Origin of the sequence: Hyphobacterium sp. CCMP332, from assembly GCF_014323565.1 — a bacterium.
Taxonomy (GTDB): domain Bacteria; phylum Pseudomonadota; class Alphaproteobacteria; order Caulobacterales; family Maricaulaceae; genus Hyphobacterium.
The window spans coordinates 486,838-503,864 of record NZ_CP058669.1; the positions used below are offsets into that span (position 1 = coordinate 486,838).

The following is a 17,027-nucleotide window of genomic DNA, read 5'->3' on the forward strand; positions in this document are numbered from 1 at the left end:
GCGATGAAGTCGGATCGTCAGGAACAACAGCTCAAATTCACCCGCCGCGCCCTGATGATGGGGGCGGGGGGAGCGGCTGTTTTCACGGCGCTTGGCGCACGATTGTATCAGTTGCAGGTTATCCAGACGGAGCGGTATCGCGTTCTGTCGGAAGACAATCAGTTCAATTTCCTGCTCACCGCCCCGTCGAGAGGGCGCATTCTGGACCGCTTCGGTGTGCCCATTGCCGACAATCGCGACAGCTATCGTGTGGTCATGATCCCCGAACAGGCCGGCGATGCCGAAGAAGCGCTCGCTCGCCTGGGCGGTATCATCGAGATCACGCCCGAGCAACGCGACCGCATTCTCCGCAATGTCAGCCGCGCCCCGCGCTTTCGTCCCGTGACCATCCGCGATGATCTCGATTGGGGCAGTTTCGCCGCGATCAATCTTCAGACGCCGGACTTGCCGGGCATAATTCCCGAGGTCGCAGAAATCCGCAATTATCCCTCCGGGCCGGCCTTCGCGCACATACTCGGTTATGTGCAACCGGCCTCAGAGGCTGATGCTGGCGATGATCCGCTTTTGCGCCATCCCGGCTTTCGTATCGGCCGGACGGGCGCGGAATCCGCGCGCGAGGAGACGCTGCGCGGCGCGGCCGGCTCCCTCAAGGTGGAAGTCAATGCATTCGGGCGCGTCATTCGCGAGCTGCCGGAACAGTCCAACCCCGCCACGCCGGGCGAGGATGTGCGTTTGACGATTGATGCGGATGTCCAGCGATTTGCTCACGAGCGGCTGGAAGGCGAAAGCGCGGCCTCCGTCGCCATGGATGTCGAGACGGGTGATCTCCTGGCTCTCGCCTCGACGCCCGGATTTGACCCCAACCTGTTCGTCACCGGTATTTCGCAAACCGATTTCAACGCGCTGAATCAGAACGAATATCGACCGCTTTATAACAAGGCACTACAGGGTACCTATCCGCCCGCATCAACTTTCAAGGCGGTCGTGGCTTTGGCTGCGCTCGAGGCCGGCGTCGTCAACACGACCGAGCGCGTATCCTGCACGGGCAGTATCCAGCTGGGAAATCGCGAATTCCACTGCTGGCGCCGGCAGGGGCATGGCCGGGTCAATCTCCGTGATGCTGTGAAGACGTCATGCGATGTCTTCTTCTATGAGATGGCACAGCGGCTGGGCATTGATCGTATCGCTGGTGCCGCACGTGACTTTGGCCTCGGCTCGGCACCGGATATCGGGTTGGCCGGCGTTTCCCGCGGCATTGTGCCGGACGAGCAATGGAAACTCTCGCGCTATGGCCAGCGCTGGTCACAAGGCGAAACGCTGATTACGGCGATCGGGCAGGGCTTCATGCTGGCTTCGCCGCTGCAAATGGCCGTGATGACGGCGCGTTTGGCTTCAGGCCGGTCGGTCAGTCCGCGCCTTTATCAGGACCGGCCCATGGATCAGGGACAGGCACTTGTTCAGAACGTGGAGCATCTGGAGGTGGTGCGCGATGCCTTGCGGGCTGTGGTCCATGAACCGGGTGGGACGTCCTATTACACCCTGGGCGGACTGGGCGTCGACGGCGTGGAGATGGCCGGCAAGACGGGTTCTGCGCAGGTGTATTCCATCAGCGCCGCCGAACGCGAGGCGGGCGTCCGGACGCAGGATGAATTGCCATGGCGGCTGCGCGATCACGGCATGTTCGTCTGCTATGCGCCTGCGGATCGACCGCGATATGTAGTGGCCACAGTTGTGGAACATGGCGGCGGCGGATCTCGCGCGGCCGCAAGACCTGCCCGTGATATCTTGCGATTCCTCATTGAGCGTGATCCGTCCGGTGCCGGACCCTTCGGTCCGGATTCAGGTGGGGGCCAACCGACCTGATGGCTGTCTTCAGAGAAACCGTACCCCGCACCTTTCAGGAAAAGCTGTTTGAGCTGAACTGGAGCATTGTCTTGCTCCTGTTGCTGCTCGGAGCCGTTGGCGTGGGCATGCTTTACTCCGCGGCCGAAGGCGCATGGGATCCATGGGCCAGCCGGCATCTGATCCGTTTTGCAATGGGCATCTCCATCATGCTCATTATCGCGCTCTTCCCGCCGCGATTCTGGATGGGCATGGCCTATCCCATTTATCTGGGGGCATTGACCTTGCTGGTCGGCGTCGAGTTTTTTGGCGATACGGTGAACGGGGCCCAGCGCTGGCTGGATATTGGCCCGGTGCGCATGCAGCCCTCCGAAATCATGAAGCTGGCCGTCGTACTGGCTTTGGCGCGCTTTTATCACGACCTGCCGCCGGAAAAGGTCAATTCCGCTTTCGGATTGTTGATGCCGGCTTTCCTGATCGGTGCTCCCGCCGCCCTGATCCTGCACCAGCCTGATCTCGGCACGGCGGTGCTGGTCGTGGTGTCAGGTGCCGCTCTGGTATTTCTGGCGGGGCTCAGCTGGCGCATCATTATCGGCGGCGCGATAGCGGCGGCTTTCGCGATTCCGGCCTTCCTGCGCTTCGGGCTGGAGGATTATCAGCGTCGGCGCATCTTCACCTTCCTCAATCCGGAAAATGATCCGCTGGGAGCAGGTTATCATATTCTCCAGTCCAAGATTGCTTTGGGCTCTGGAGGGCTGACGGGGCGCGGCTTTATCGAGGGCACACAGACCCAGCTCAACTTTCTGCCGGAGAAGCAGACCGACTTCATCTTCACGATTCTCGGCGAGGAGTTCGGCCTGATTGGCGGCCTGGCCGTGATCGGGATTTATGCGCTGGTTCTCGCCAATGCGCTGGCGATTGCGGCCTCCTGCAAGTCAACTTTCCTGCGCCTGATGGTGATGGGCATTGCTACCACCTTCGCTCTCTATGTCTTCATCAACATCGGCATGGTCACCGGCATGTTGCCCGTGGTCGGGGTGCCGTTGCCGCTCGTCTCCTATGGCGGGACGGTGATGCTCGCCGTGCTCTTCGGATTCGGCCTGATCCTCGGCGCGCACATTCACCGCAATGCCGAACCGCCGCGCGGCGCGGGCCTCTTCGGATAACGGTTAGATTTCCTTGACCCTTGCGTCAGGATGGGGAAGGTTTCCCGCCAGTTCAGGCGGGGATTTCCGCTGCATTTCTGGGGAGAATTGCCATGGCCGCAGCGGCTCATGCACACTGGTCGTCACGTTTTGGATTCCTGATGGCGGCCATTGGCTCGTCTGTCGGGCTGGGAAATTTCTGGCGGTTTCCGTATACGGCCGGGGAAAATGGTGGCGCGGCCTTCATCCTTATCTATCTCGCCTGCATCCTGTTGATCGGTTTTCCCATCCTGATGGCGGAATTGTCGGTGGGCCGCTACGGTCAGAAAAGCGCCATCGGCTCTGTCGAGAAAGTGGCCATGGACAATGGCTCCTCTCGGCTCTGGGCCGTGACGGGTCTGGTTGGCCTGATCGGCGGCATTCTGGTGCTTTGCTTCTATTCGGTCGTGGCCGGCTGGGTTGCGGCTTACATATTCAAGATGTTCGCGGGTGACTTTGCCGGGCAGGCCCCGGAAGTCGTCGAGGCGGCCTTCGGAACCTTTTCTGCCGACAGTTATAATGTGCTCGGTTGGCATACCGCCTTCATGGTGCTGACCGTTCTAGTCGTCGCACAGGGCGTGACCGGCGGGATTGAACGCGCCGCATCCATCCTCATGCCGATCTTCTTTGTCATGTTGCTGGGCATGGTGGTCTACGCCGGCATCGCGGGCGATATGGGCGCCGCGATTGGCTACCTCTTCGCCGTTGATTTCTCCGAAGTGAATGGCCAGACTTTCCTTGAAGCGGTCGGTCAGGCCTTTTTCTCCATCGGCCTGGGCTCGGCCATCATGATCACCTACGGCTCCTATCTCGACAAGAACGCCAATATTGGTCAGTCAGCCGGCATTATTTCCGCCGCGGATTCCGGCGTTGCGTTGATTGCCGGTCTGGCGATCTTCCCCTTCGTTTTTGCCTTTTCGATCGAGCCGACAGCCGGTCCGGGTCTCTTCTTCCAGGCGCTTCCGGCGGCCTTCGCCCAGATGCCGGGCGGAAATATTGTCGGCGGAGCCTTCTTCATCCTCGCCCTGATCGCAGCGCTGACATCGTCGATTTCGCTTTTGCAGGCCGTGGTCGCCTGGATCGAAGAAAATTCCAGCTTCCACAAAAGTACGATCGCCTGGACATTTGGCGGCTTTATCTGGCTGGTCGGCGCAGGCGTGGCCTTCTCCTTCCCATTCTTTGATCTGCTCGACTTCCTGTCGAGCTCCATCGCCCTGCCGCTCGCCGGCTTGTTGATGGCGATCTTTATGGGCTGGGTTGTGGACAGGAAAATCGCGCACGCTCAATTGTCGCATGCATCACCGCTGCTTTTCGGATTCTTCCGTTTCGTTCTGCGGTTCTTTGCCCCCATTGCCCTGACCCTTATTCTCGTTCTGGGTCTGGACTCCAAGTTCGGATGGGGTCTGTCAGTGATGCTGTTCGGCAGCTAACCCAAGCGTTGGGCAATTTCATCGGTGGCGCGCACCAGCGCGTCCACCGTGCCCGGCTCACCGGCTGAATGTCCGGCATCGGAGACAAACTCCAGCACGGCATTTCCATTCCAGGCCTTGGCGATGTCCCACGCGGCTGTCGGCGGCGTGACGACGTCATAGCGCCCTTGAGCGATATAGCCGGGGATGTGCCGGATGCGATTCATGTTTTCCAGCAACTGGTTGTCGCGGTCGAAGAAGCCCTTATTGACGAAATAGTGGGTTTCGATCCGCGAGATGGCGTCGGCGCGGGCCGGATTGCTGCGTGATGAGGGTTCCGGAGACGCAAAGGAAATCAGGGAATTTTCCCAGTCAGCCCAGGCTACGGCGTCATCCAGCCGCGCTGTGACATCGTCCTGCATCAGCCGGGCGTGATAGGCGGCCAGAACATCCTGTCTCTCTGTTTCATCAAGACGTGAGACAAGATCATTCCAGGCGTCAGGGAAAATCCGGTTCGCGCCATCGCGATAGAACCAGTCGAGCTCGGCCTGTGAACAGAGAAAGACGCCGCGCAGCACCAGAGCCAGAGCCCGCTCGGGATGGGTTTGTGCATAGGCCAGCGACAGGGTGGAGCCCCATGACCCGCCAAAAACCACCCATTTTTCGATTCCCAGCTCTTCACGAATGGCTTCAATGTCTTTCACAAGGTCCCATGTCGTATTGTTCTCCAGCGACGCGTGCGGTGTGGATCGCCCGCATCCGCGTTGGTCAAACAGGATGATCCGGTATTTGTTGGGGTCAAAAAACCGGCGCATCATCGGGCTTGCGCCGCCACCGGGCCCGCCGTGCAAGGCAATCACCGGCAGGCCATCTCCCCGCCCGCATTCCTCGACATAGAGACTGTGCCCTCCGGACACATCGAGGCGGAAATGGCGATAGGGTTCGACGGGCGGGAACAGGGCGCGGCGGGAAGCGTTTTTTTGCAAAGGACTAACCTGTATGTTTTACCTTGAAAGATACGGTGTTCTTGCCTCAAAGTGGAAACGGGGCAAGGGCTGACAACGAATTGTTGGCCACGGGGGCGGTCAGATCTGCCACTGAAGTGATTAGGGTTGGAAATATGATGTTTCGTACCGGAGTGATGTGTGCCTGCCTTGTGGGCCTGTCAGCGTGCGTAGCAACCCCTTCAGGGCCAGCAGAATTTGTGTCCCGGGCCCAATCCCTGTCCCAAGCGCAACTCGATCTCCGCCAGAATGCCGCCGCGCTGGATGCCCGCTTCCACGAAGCCGGATGGGTCGCAGAGGAGCACGGTGCCGTCGTCCAGCGCCTGACGGGCATGCTGATGTTTGGCCGCGGCGAGAACAATCGTCAGGGTCCGGTTGATATCTATCTTGAAGCGTCCGGGTTGACCGGTGCTGATCGTGCGCTTGTCGAGGCAACAGTCCGCCGCGACCTCGCAGAAGCGTCCACCCTGGTTTACAATCTGGCGCTGGATGGCGAACAGGTGGCCGAAGCGCGCGGTCTGACCGCCGCCAGCCTCAGCGACGATCTCGGAGCGCTGGAATATGCGATCAGCGATGTGCGCCAGGCAATTTCGCTATTCCGGGAGATCAATGAAGAAAATGGCGGTGGCGAAGATGATCTGTCGCTGCAAATCGGATCGCTGGAACTGGCGTCCGAGCGACTGAGTCAGGCAGCAAATGCCCTGATGTCTCGCCGGCGCGAATTGCGCAATACGCCGGGCAGCTGATTTCCCCATGAATCCGGATTCGGTCAAAGGGTTTCTCGACCCTGAAGAAGGTGCTGCGCTCGCGCGCTATGCGGTCGGCACCGCGCATCTTGGGCCGTTTCTGGAAATTGGCGGCTATTGCGGCAAGTCAGCGCTCTATCTGGGAACTGCCGCGCGCGAAGCCGGCACGATTCTGTTTTCCATCGACCACCATCGCGGATCTGAAGAACATCAGCCCGGTGAGGAATATTTCGATCCCGAACTCTATGACGACATCGCGGGAGCTGTGGATACGCTGCCGGTCTTCCGGCGGACGATCCATGCCGCCGGGCTGGAAGATCATGTCGTTCCTCTGGTCGGCAAGTCGGGCGCGATCGCGCGCTATTGGTCGACGCCTCTGGGGTTCGTCTTCATCGACGGTGGACATTCCATGCCTGCTGCCCAGACCGATTATGACGGCTGGGCACCGAAAGTCGCACCCGGCGGCAAGCTCGCCATTCACGATGTCTTCCCCGACCCGGCCGATGGCGGACGTCCGCCCTATGAAATCTGGAAGCAGGCCGTTGAATCGGGTGATTTCGAACCGGTGGAGCGGATCAGGACGCTTGAGGTTTTGCGTCGCGTCGCTTCGGACTGACCGCTTTCAGCGGCGTAACCAGAAGGTCCGAGCCCGGCGACAGATGCTCGATCGCATCGGCTGCCAGAATGACGGCGGCGGACGTCCATGCCGGACACTCATAGGGCCAGAGAATTTCTTCCTCGAATTGCCAGCCCATCCAGTAACCGCCCGAACGTGCGGCCAGAGGTGCCAGATCGGTAATCAGCTTGCGCGCTTTCGCGGTCCAGCCGACAGCCTGACAGGCGAGGGCGAGTTCGGCCGTTTCGGCGGCTGTAACCCAGGGTTCATCCGCCACGCAACGTGATCCCAGCCCCTCGATCACATAGCGCGACCAGCCGGCCTCCAGCCGCCGCTGGGATTCCTCGCGCGAATGCACGCCCGAGAGGACAGGGTAATACCAGTCCATCGCATAGCGGCGGCGGTCGGTGGACTTGCGGTCGAACCGCCAGTCCTTGTCGTGCAGCGCGTCGGCGAGGCGTGCCCGCGCCGCGATCAGAGGCGCAATATCGCCCGACAGCGCAGTTTCGAGGCGGATCGCGCATTCGAGGCTCTTGTAGAGACAGGCATTTCCGGCGCGCAGGGAGTCGACGTCGTTGAGTTTTTCGCCCACGTCCGGTTTTCGCCAGACGATATCGCCCTCGGGGGTCTGGCAGGAAAGCACAAAATCCATGGCGCGGCGGACCGGTTCGGCATAGCGGTCGAGCCAGCCGGGTTCATTCAGGGCGAGGGCGCTGCGCAACACCGTCACGGCAGCATAGCCGGTAAAATTCGTGTCCCGCGCTGTCGCCGGATTATCCACGACCAGCCGCCGATTGGTGTCATCCAGCGGCACGCCGGCTCCCAATTCCCCGGTCCAGCCGCCATCGGCTTCCTGACGATCAAACAGCGCATTCAGTGCCCGCTCGCAGGTCCGGGTCCGCCCGGCGACGGCCAGTGCCATGGCACTTTCGCCGTGATTCCAGGGGTCCCACAGGCCCGCCTCGATCCACGGAATGGAGCCATCCGGTTGCTGCAGCGCTTCAATCCGCGACGCGGTGGCGGGCAGGTTGATCAGATCGCTCATACCGGCTTCACAAAATACATGACGAGGCTCTTGCCCATGACCGGGTTGAGCAGGCGTTCCAGGGTGCGGGTGATCCAGGGCGCTTGCAGCAAATCCCACTCCAGAAACCGCCGGTAGGCCTTTACCAGACCGTGCTCCTCGCGAATGTCCCAGACGGCGCATTGCAGCCACCAATAGGGGCTGTGCAGGGCGTGCGCCCAGTGATGGCCGGTCTTGCGAAGGCCGGTCCGGCGGGCACCGGCATGCAACTGGTCCTGATGGAAAATACGCACATGCCCGCCCGGCGAGTTCTGATAGCCCCTGGAGAGTTTCCAGCAGATCCATTCCGGCCAATAGCGCGGGACCGACAGGGCGACACGCCCGCCCGGCCTGGTGACACGCGTGATTTCCGCCATGGCCGCATCCGGGTCGTCGACATGTTCGAGCACTTCCGAGCAGATCACCGCGTCGAACGTATTGTCGGGGAAAGGCAGGCGCTGGGCATTGCCCGCGGCCAGCGTCCCGACCCGCAAGGGCGATTCGTCCGGCGGCGGCAGATCGGCGAAACTTTCCAGCGTCGCCATGACATCGGCTTCCGACAGGTCCAGCCCGGTCACATGAACGGGGGCATCATGCCAGTACAGGGCGTGGGTGTGACGGCCCCGGCCACAACCAAGGTCCAGCACTCTGTCGCCATCGCGCAGATCGAGCCGTTTGAAATCAATGGTCAGCACGCGGCAATCGCCTTTTCGTAGAGCGCGCTGGCGGCAAGAGCATGGTTGCGCCAGCTGAACACGTCCCTGGCGCGCTGCGCACCGGCTGCACCCATTTCGCTTGCCATGTCCGGCTGGTTCAGCACGGCGCGGATCGCGGTTTCGAGCGCCACGGCATCGCCTGCGGGAACGATGCTGCCCGCATCGCCGACGACTTCCGGCAGAGCGCCGCCATCGCTTGCCACTACGGGAGCACCACAAGCCATCGCTTCCGCGGCGGGGAAGCCGAAGCCTTCAAACCGGGCCGGGCAGACGACAACGCTCGCGCGGCGATACAGGTCAGCGATGTCTTTGCGGGTGACGCCCGATTTCGCGTGGACCCGGTCCAGTAGACCCGCCTCGCTCAATATCTGTTTGGCGCGGCCTTCGCGTAACTGGCCTATCAATTCCAGCTTCAGCGAAGGGTTCTGGGCGGCCAGCGAAACAAAGGCCCGCATCAGCACGTCCAGCCCCTTGATCGGAACATCTGCGCTGGCGGTCGCCGCAATCAGATGAGGTTCGCGCGGCGTCTCGGCGTCAGGACAGAAGACGGCATGGTCGATGCCGTTAAAGCTGACGCTGGCTTGTGCGGCTTTCATGCCATAATGCGCGGCATGGCTGTCGCGGGCGGCTTCCGACACGGCCAGCATGCAAGGCAATGCCCGGACGGTCCTTGCCTGCATTTCGGTGAAACCGTACCAGCGCCGGGTCAGCGCTTTTTCCCACCATCTGGAAACGCCGTCCACGGCAAAGCCGCGGTCAATCGCGACGGGATGGTGGATTGTTGCGACAACCGGCACCTGCCGCGCAATGTCGATAAAAGGCGGCATCAGCGTCTGGTTGTCATGGATCACGTCAAAGCGGTGCGCCTGCGTTCTCAGCCACGCCTGAAGCCGATAGCTGAAGGCCAGCAATTCGCCAAACGCGCCGGTATTGTGCGCCAGCCATTCCGAGCGATCTGCCTTTGACAAAAGGTGTTTCGGGCGAAGCGCCAGAAATGCATTCTTCTCTTCAAACAGATTGAGCGCTGGAAATTCGATCAGCTCGACGCCATCCGGGACGTCGGGATAGGGCGGACCCGATGCGATCGTGACATGATGGCCCAGATCGCGCAGCCCGATGGCCAGTTCGCGCAGATAAACACCCTGTCCGCCGACATGCGGATGTGACCGGTATCCGGTCAGCAAAACGCGGCGCGGATGCAGCGCCAGTGTCTTGTTCCCGGGCGATCCGGACGCCGGAATATCCGGCGTAATATCAGCAAGGGCCTGGTCCATAAACAGTGTTCACCTTTTTGGATCGGCGAACCTAGCCGCGCTTTGCTGCACTGCAAAGGTGCGAATGCAACAGGCTTTCCATTTATGTGCAGACAGGCTATCGCCGCGCTCATGAACGGGCGGATTCTTCATCCGGCGGGGCTCCGCTTTGCCGCGCATTATGGCGCTTTCTATCTCGCCTTTGGCGCGTTTCTGCCTTACCTGCCGGTCTGGCTGGAGACGCGGGGCCTGTCGCCCGAACTGATCGGCATCGCCCTCGCAGGCGGCATGATTGGCCGCACCGTGCTGGCGCCCGCAGGCGCCGCCTGGATGGACGGCGCCAGCCGCCGCCGGGACGCCATTGTCGGCTTCGCCTGGGCCGGTCTGGCGGGGTTCCTGCTGGTCGCCCCATTCCGCGATGCTATTCTGTTGACCATCGTCGCGGCGCTGGCCGGGGCCACGTTCAGCGGACAGATCCCGCTGGTGGATGCCTTTGCGGCATGGTCTTCCCGAAAGGAGGGATTTGCCTTCGGCCCGGCCCGCGCGGTGGGATCGGCGACCTTCATCATCGCCAACCTGTCTGCGGGTGCCCTCATCGGCCAGTTTGGCGGCGAGGCGGCCCTGGTCTGGATGGCGGGCGGCGCAGCACTGACCGTGGCGACCGCTCACTGGTTGCCGGTGGGGGATCGGCAAAAACCTGCAAAGGGCACTGACCCGCTACCACTCCGCTTGTTGATCACACGGCCATTCGTTCTGGCGCTGTTGGCATCCGCGCTCATTCAGAGCAGCCATGCCTTCTACTACGTCTTTTCGGCGATCAGCTGGCAGGCCGATGGCATCCAGCCGCAAATGGTCGGGGCGCTCTGGTCAACGGGCGTCTTGGCCGAGATCGTCTTCCTGACCCTGTCCGGGCGATATCTGTCTCGCTTCCGGCCGGCGCATCTGATGATGATCGCTGCCGGGGCGGCTGTTCTGCGATGGACGCTGACCGCATTTTCGCCCCCGCTGGCTGTGCTGTTTGCCCTGCAAATGACCCACGCCTTGAGCTTTGCAGCGGCCTATCTCGGCTTTCTCCGCTTTACGAGTGAACATGCGCCAGATCGGCTGCAAGCCAGTACCCAGGCGGCCAACTCGGCGCTGTCCGGGGGGCTGGCTCTGGCGGCGATGAGCGCGGCCTCGGGCATCATTTATGACTATGTCGAAGGTGCGGGATTTGCGCTGATGGCCGTTCCAGCCGCAATCGGCGGCATATGCGCCTTTCTACTGTTGCGGGTTCGCACTCCCTAAGTCGGAATGAATCGACTAAGACTGGCGGCGAAGGGGTGAAAAAGCATGACGGCGGGTCGCATCGCAGACATCAATGTCCGGCAGGAAGGTCAGCACGTTATCGTGGAGGCCATCGGCGACTGGGTGATTGACGCCATTACACCTGTCTATTCCGAAATCGAACGTATTGAGTCCGAATATGATGCCGGGCGGGTTGTTATCGATCTTTCCCGCCTCGACCATATCGATACAACCGGCGCCTTTTTGCTTGGACGGACCGTCTATCAATGCGCCAGTCCCAATGCCGATTGGCATTTTCGGGGCGAGCACGCATCGGCGCGCCGCCTGATCGGTGAGATCCTGGAGCGCGTGATTGATTGCGAGCCGGATGCGCCGGAGAACCGCTATGGCTTTGTCCGGGCCTTCGAGCGCATTGGCGCAGGTCTCGACGCCTTCGTTCAGGAGACGGTCGAGACGTTCGGCTTCTTCGGGCGCACGCTGACAACCGGCTTTTCGCTGTTATTGCGTCCTCATCGTTTTCGCTGGACACCGACCGTCTATGTGATGGAGGAAGCCGGTGTGAACGCGCTCCCCATCGTGGTTGTGCTCACCTTCTTCATCGGGGCTGTTGTCGCCTTCATGGGGGCTAACCTGCTCGAGACCTTCGGCGCGTCCGTCTTCACCGTCGAACTTGTCGGCATTGCGGTCTTGCGGGAATTTGGCGTTCTCATCACCGCCATCATGCTGGCGGGCCGATCAGACTCCGCTTTCACGGCAGCCATTGGTTCGATGAAGATGCAACAGGAAATCGATGCCATGCGCGTGCTCGGGCTGGACCCGTATGAAGCGCTGGTCGTGCCGCGCGTTATCGCGTGCGTCTTCATGGCGCCGCTTTTGACCTTTGGCGCAATGATGGCCGGTATCTTCGGCGGGATGATGGTCAGCTGGGCAACGCTGGATATTTCCCCCGGCTTCTTCATAACGCGCATGCATGAAACCATCGACTGGAGCCACTTCTGGGTCGGGATGTCGAAAGCCCCGGTCTTTGGCCTCGTGATTGCCATTATTGGCTGCAAGCAAGGCATGCAGGTCGGCGGTGATGTAGAATCGCTGGGCCGCCGCGTCACGGCGTCGGTCGTGCAGTCGATTTTCATGGTTATCGTTATCGATGCCATCTTTGCCATGATGTATCTGGAGCTCGATATATGAGCGATGACACAATCATCGAGGTCCGGGGCATCAAGACCGCCTTTGGCACGCACGTCATTCATGATGGGCTGGATCTGTCGGTCCGGCGGGGAGAAGTTCTGGGGCTTGTGGGCGGCTCCGGCACTGGCAAGTCGGTGCTGATGAATACAATCATCGGCCTGAAACGCCCGGATGCCGGCGAGATTTTCTTCAACGGTCAACGGCTCAACTCAATGACATCGCATGAGCGCCGCAGACTGGAATCAAGCTGGGGTGTGCTCTTCCAGAACGGGGCCCTGTTTTCCTCTCTGACGGTACGCGAGAATGTCATGGCACCGCTGCGCGAGCATATGAAAATGCCCAAGCGCCTGATGGTCGAAATTGCGGACATGAAGATCGCCCTGTCAGGGCTGGGCGCGGAAGCCGGACCCAAATATCCCTCAGAATTGTCGGGCGGCATGAAAAAGCGCGCCGGGCTGGCGCGCGCCCTGGCGCTGGATCCGGCGATCCTCTTTCTGGACGAGCCCACAGCCGGGCTGGACCCGATCGGGGCCGCAGCCTTCGATATGCTGATCAAGGACCTCAGGGAAACGCTGGACCTGACGGTTTTCATGGTCACCCACGACCTCGACAGTCTTTACACGATTTGCGACCGCGTCGCCGTTCTGGCAGATAAACGTGTGGCCGCAATTGCACCCATCAGGGAGCTGGAACAGAATTCCCATCCCTGGATACAGCAATACTTTCACGGACCGCGGGGGCGTATGGCCGCCGGCGCACAGGGAGGCTAGGTCATGGAGACGAAAGCCCATCACGCACTTGTCGGCTTTTTTGCCGTCTTTCTCATTCTCGCGGGCGGATTTTTCGCGCTCTGGCTGGGGCAGACGACGTTCGACCGCGATTACGCCTTCTATGATGTTGTCTTCGACGGCCCGGTCCGCGGCCTCCGGGAAGCCGGCGAGGTCCGGTTTAACGGCATCCAGGTCGGCGAAGTGACCGAGATCGGTCTCGACCCGCAAAACCCCAACCGGGTGATTGCCCGTATCCGCTTGCTGGCGGAAACGCCGGTGCGTGTGGATTCCAGCGCCCAGCTTGAGCCACAAGGTCTGACCGGCCTGTCCTATATCCAGATTTCAGGCGGCACCGCCGAAGCCCAACGTCTGCAGGGCACTACGCGCGGGGATCCGCCGCGCATCTATGCCGAGCAGGCGCAGATCGAGTCGCTCGTGGCAGGTGGTGAGGATGCGCTGGAGGCGGCGCAGCGTGCCCTGTATCAGGTCTCGGTTCTGTTGAGCGAGGAAAACCTCGACCGCATTGCCTCGACCTTCGAGAATATCGACGAGATTACCGAACGGCTGGCGGGCGAAGATGCGCTGGTCGAAGAATTGCGCTCGGCCATCCGGAGCCTCGAGGCCACTTCGGTGGATGTTGGCGCTGCCGCGCGGTCGCTGGAAATCTTTGGCCGGGACGCCACCACGCTGGCCAATAACGAGCTCACACAGGCTTCGATTGATGTGTCGCTCGCCGCTCAGCAGATCGACATTGCCGGACGGCAGGCGCAGGAGCTGATGACGACGCTGCAGCCTGCGATCGAACGATTGTCAAACGAGGGCACGGACGAGCTGACGCGGACCATGGAAGATGTTCGCCGATTGGTCGCCACGCTTGATCGCATCGCGCTCGAAATTGAAGACAACCCGACCGGATTTATCTCCGGCGAACAACGCCGGACAGTTGAGGTGCCACAATGATCCGTAAATCCCTGACAGCCGCCCTGATCGGGGCCGCAACCTTTCTGACAGGCTGCATCAGCTTTCTGCCGGAAAACACGCCGGCGACCGTCTACCGTCTGTCGGCACCGGAACCGTCGAGCCAGCTTCGCACCGAGGCGGTGATTGTCGGTGTGCAGCGTCCACTGACGCCGCGTGCCTTGTCCGGTGATCAGATTGCCCTGTCACAGAACCGGGGCCAGCTGGTCTTTGCATCCGGCGCGGAATGGATCACGCCCGTGCCGCGTCTGGTACAGGACCTCATTGTCGAATCGATGGATGCCTTCGAGCCGTCTCTGATCGCATCGCGTCCCGAAGACGGTGTGCGCGCAGAATTCGAACTCGCGACCGAATTGCGGTCTTTCGAGGCCAATTACATCAATGGCGAGAATTCGGCGCCGACGGTGGTTGTACGCATGCGGGCCCGTCTGATCCGCATGAGCGATCGCCGCCTGGTGGCGGTGGACGCCATTGGCGCACAAGCCCTGGCACGGTCGACCAGTTTGAGTGATATCGTCGCCGCTTTCGACGCCGCGTCACAGGAAGCCATGGCCAATGTTGCGCAGTGGACGGCCGAACAGGTTGCGGAATTCCACGACGCGGATCATCAGCACTAATCACCAGCCCTAGTCGTCCCGGTCCTCGCGGTCACGCGGGTCATCTTCATTGCCGGGCATGTTGGAAAGCAGATCCTTCCAGCGCCAGCCCGGCTCACCGGCACGGCCTTTTTCCGGAAAGGCGATTGTGTCGCGTTTGGGCGTCGGACTGGCCGGGGCGTCCGGTGTGTCTGATTCATCCTTTGGCGGGCCGGATTTCCGGCCGGACAGCGGGTTCGGCAATTCATTGCCGGGCAAATCAATGGCGCGGCGTCCGCCGGCGACAGAGCCCATCCGAAGCATGAAGTCGCTCAATAATTCGTAATTCTGGCGAATACGGGACTGGAAGGCCGCATCAATTTCCTGAGCTTCTTCAGCGGCGGCCATTGCGGCGGCGTTCAGTCCTTCCAGACCATTGCGCAAGGCATCGGACGCTTCCTTCGCACGCAATTGCGCTGCGGCAGGAAGTTCGGCGAGCTTGTCCGTCAGCTTCTCGATCTCCCGTTCGATGGCGACGGATTCTTCTTGCGCGGTTTTCACAACGGATGACAGGCGGCGCTTGACGGATTCGGCGGCTTCGTCGGCTGCCAGAGCGGCACGCGAGGTCAGTTTTTCAGCCTCCTTCATGCGGGCGGCAAAGCCTTCATCGGCCTTGCGCGCGGCCTCGAACGCTTTTTCGTTGACCTCTTCGATGCGCGACGAAACGTGGCGGGTCTGTTCATCCAGCGCATGCGCGGCGGCTTCGGAGGCCTTGCCGGCATTTTCGGCGGCAGCTTGCAGCGCCTCCATCGCCGTCAGGTGCGATTCGGCGGCTTTGTCAGTCTCGGCCCGGACCTGCTCGGCCATATTGCGGGCCCGCTCCAGCGCGGCATCAATCGTCTCCTTGAACGATCCCGAGCCTTGCGTCGCCGCTGCGTTGAGGGCATCCGCCCCCTCGCGCGCCGTCCGCGCCATCACCTCCAGCTCGGCACGATGGAAATCGAGCGCTGCCGCGATTTTCTCCTGCTCCTTGCGCAGACCTTCTCCGGCCTCGCCCAGACGCCCCTTGTGGCGATGATAGGCGGCTTCCAGCTCGGTGGTCCGGGTATCCAGAAGGGATGCCATTTCGCGCAATTCAGCCGATCGTGTGTCGATCTTGCCGGCTGCAGACTGGGCCGAGTCGGAAATCAGGTTGCCGGCACCGGTGAGGGATTCGATGCTTTCGCGCAATTTCTTCTCGGCGTCGCTGGCCGTGTCGCCCGCCAGTTCGGCGGCGGCGGCGACCATGCGCGACTGGTCGGAAATGGCCGCTGCGATCAGCGCCGCCTTGTCGTCCAGTGAATCTGAAACCTCCTGCAGGCGTTCACGTTCGCCGCGCAAATCCTGCAACAGGCCTTCCGCGCGATCGCGCGCATCGCCAGCCGACTGCTCCAGCGTATCGGCGTGATGGCGGATCACCTCCTCCATCGCCGCCAGCCGGGCGAGGGCGCTTTCCAGCGACGCATTGATCCGGTCGATCTCGCCCGTAATCGCGCTGGACAGGCTGCGCACTTCGGATTCGGCAGCCTCGGCCGGCGCAGCAAGACGGGAAAGGGCCGCCTCCACGCCGCGTGTGCGGTCGACGGTCTGGCGCAATTCCCGGATGATCAGCGCGGCCATGATGAAAAGCAGGGCCGGACCCAGCGCGAAAATGGCCAGTCCCGCGAGTTGCGCCGGTGTATGGGCCGCCAGCGGATTGGTGATATCGACACCGGCATAGGCGGTCAGATACGCGACCGTGCCCGCCGCCCAGATGAAAGCCGCCGTGAACCCGAAAAACAGATACCAGCCATGCTTGCGCTTCGGCGGCAGGTTTCGGGCGGCTTCGACGCGGCGATCATGATCAAGTTCGCCCCGGCTATGAGGGTCGCTTAACGCTGCCATGAGCGCGTCGCTGGACGTTTCGCGGTCGCGTGTTTCGGTATCGGCCATGGTTTGCGCCACTATCCTTGAATCGCAAAATTGACCCGCAATCTTTGCAGGGTCTGCCTTCTTAACGCAGCTTTTGCATTATTCGAAGGGTGGGAGTCGGTTCGGCGCAAATCAGATGCGGAAAACCCGCGCATCATCGGCGTCTTCAGCCTCAAAGGACGCACAGTCCACATCCCGCGTTTCCGAAAGCTCCACGGACTCAACGTAGTGGACGGGAACAATGTGAATGGCCGCAGCACAGTCTACCGGCGCGGAATAACTCAGCCCGAGAAACATCATGGCGAATCCGGCGACCCATTCGATCAACATTATCAGGAAGTGGAGCATCGGTCCCTCGCGCTCAAAAAGTAATCTATAGTGTTGATAGACACCTTCTATGGCTTGAAACAGGGGGACAGTTCAATTCACAATCCCGTTTTCGGCCA

16 protein-coding genes are annotated in these 17,027 nt (G+C 61.4%); 10 read left to right on the top strand and 6 right to left on the bottom strand.

Features of this window, described 5'->3' with window-relative positions:
- The first annotated feature begins 3 nt into the window (after positions 1-3).
- The 3 genes from mrdA (at position 4) to HXX25_RS02490 (ending at position 4,456) form a co-directional block, all read left to right on the top strand.
- Positions 4-1,863, top strand: coding sequence for a penicillin-binding protein 2 (mrdA, locus tag HXX25_RS02480; RefSeq protein WP_187166950.1), 1,860 nt, complete (start codon positions 4-6; stop codon positions 1,861-1,863).
- Positions 1,863-3,008 carry a rod shape-determining protein RodA gene (rodA, locus tag HXX25_RS02485; protein ID WP_187166951.1) on the top strand — a complete coding sequence of 382 codons (1,146 nt, stop codon included), beginning with the start codon at positions 1,863-1,865 and terminating at the stop codon, positions 3,006-3,008. Before mrdA ends, rodA begins: the two co-directional genes overlap by 1 nt.
- A gap of 92 nt (positions 3,009-3,100) precedes the next feature.
- Positions 3,101-4,456, top strand: a complete 1,356-nt coding sequence (locus HXX25_RS02490) for a sodium-dependent transporter (protein ID WP_233346840.1) — start codon at positions 3,101-3,103, stop codon at positions 4,454-4,456.
- Here HXX25_RS02490 and pip read toward each other — a convergent pair.
- Positions 4,453-5,421: a prolyl aminopeptidase gene (gene pip, locus HXX25_RS02495; protein ID WP_187166952.1), complete on the bottom strand. Its 969-nt coding sequence runs from the start codon at positions 5,419-5,421 to the stop codon at positions 4,453-4,455. The genes HXX25_RS02490 and pip overlap by 4 nt on opposite strands.
- Before the next feature lie 218 nt (positions 5,422-5,639).
- On the opposite strand from pip, the gene HXX25_RS02500 reads away from it, so the two are divergent.
- Together HXX25_RS02500 and HXX25_RS02505 are read left to right on the top strand one after the other, a co-directional pair.
- Complete coding sequence (locus tag HXX25_RS02500; RefSeq protein ID WP_187166953.1) at positions 5,640-6,185, top strand: hypothetical protein; 546 nt, start codon at positions 5,640-5,642, stop codon at positions 6,183-6,185.
- A gap of 7 nt (positions 6,186-6,192) precedes the next feature.
- Positions 6,193-6,801: a class I SAM-dependent methyltransferase gene (locus tag HXX25_RS02505; protein WP_187166954.1), complete on the top strand. Its 609-nt coding sequence runs from the start codon at positions 6,193-6,195 to the stop codon at positions 6,799-6,801.
- On the opposite strand, the gene HXX25_RS02510 is transcribed toward HXX25_RS02505, so the two are convergent.
- Genes HXX25_RS02510 through HXX25_RS02520 form a run of 3 tightly spaced genes read right to left on the bottom strand, consistent with a single transcriptional unit; the run spans position 6,761 to position 9,854 of the window.
- The gene (locus HXX25_RS02510; protein ID WP_187166955.1) at positions 6,761-7,846 is read right to left on the bottom strand and encodes a hypothetical protein; all 1,086 of its coding nucleotides are present in this window, start codon (positions 7,844-7,846) and stop codon (positions 6,761-6,763) included. The genes HXX25_RS02505 and HXX25_RS02510 overlap by 41 nt on opposite strands.
- Positions 7,843-8,559 carry a class I SAM-dependent methyltransferase gene (locus tag HXX25_RS02515; protein WP_187166956.1) on the bottom strand — a complete coding sequence of 239 codons (717 nt, stop codon included), beginning with the start codon at positions 8,557-8,559 and terminating at the stop codon, positions 7,843-7,845. Before HXX25_RS02515 ends, HXX25_RS02510 begins: the two co-directional genes overlap by 4 nt.
- On the bottom strand, positions 8,553-9,854 hold the full coding sequence (locus tag HXX25_RS02520; RefSeq protein ID WP_187166957.1) for a glycosyltransferase family 4 protein: 1,302 nt from the start codon (positions 9,852-9,854) through the stop codon (positions 8,553-8,555). The genes HXX25_RS02515 and HXX25_RS02520 overlap by 7 nt, the downstream gene beginning before the upstream one ends.
- Before the next feature lie 111 nt (positions 9,855-9,965).
- Here HXX25_RS02520 and HXX25_RS02525 point away from each other — a divergent pair, with 111 nt between their 5' ends.
- The 5 genes from HXX25_RS02525 to HXX25_RS02545 are packed head-to-tail and all read left to right on the top strand — an operon-like array spanning position 9,966 to position 14,673.
- Positions 9,966-11,120, top strand: coding sequence for an MFS transporter (locus HXX25_RS02525; RefSeq protein WP_187166958.1), 1,155 nt, complete (start codon positions 9,966-9,968; stop codon positions 11,118-11,120).
- A gap of 45 nt (positions 11,121-11,165) precedes the next feature.
- On the top strand, positions 11,166-12,308 hold the full coding sequence (locus tag HXX25_RS02530; protein WP_187166959.1) for an ABC transporter permease: 1,143 nt from the start codon (positions 11,166-11,168) through the stop codon (positions 12,306-12,308).
- Entirely contained in the window at positions 12,305-13,078 is a 774-nt protein-coding gene (locus HXX25_RS02535) for an ABC transporter ATP-binding protein (protein WP_187166960.1), read from the top strand. The genes HXX25_RS02530 and HXX25_RS02535 overlap by 4 nt, the downstream gene beginning before the upstream one ends.
- Before the next feature lie 3 nt (positions 13,079-13,081).
- Entirely contained in the window at positions 13,082-14,038 is a 957-nt protein-coding gene (locus tag HXX25_RS02540) for an MlaD family protein (protein WP_187166961.1), read from the top strand.
- On the top strand, positions 14,035-14,673 hold the full coding sequence (locus HXX25_RS02545; protein WP_187166962.1) for an ABC-type transport auxiliary lipoprotein family protein: 639 nt from the start codon (positions 14,035-14,037) through the stop codon (positions 14,671-14,673). Before HXX25_RS02540 ends, HXX25_RS02545 begins: the two co-directional genes overlap by 4 nt.
- Before the next feature lie 9 nt (positions 14,674-14,682).
- Here HXX25_RS02545 and HXX25_RS02550 read toward each other — a convergent pair whose 3' ends face one another.
- Together HXX25_RS02550 and HXX25_RS02555 are read right to left on the bottom strand one after the other, a co-directional pair.
- Positions 14,683-16,602: a hypothetical protein gene (locus tag HXX25_RS02550; RefSeq protein ID WP_187166963.1), complete on the bottom strand. Its 1,920-nt coding sequence runs from the start codon at positions 16,600-16,602 to the stop codon at positions 14,683-14,685.
- Positions 16,603-16,713: 111 nt separating this feature from the next.
- A complete protein-coding gene (locus HXX25_RS02555) occupies positions 16,714-16,929 on the bottom strand; it encodes a hypothetical protein (protein WP_187166964.1) in 216 nt (71 codons plus the stop codon).
- Positions 16,930-17,027 lie beyond the last annotated feature (98 nt).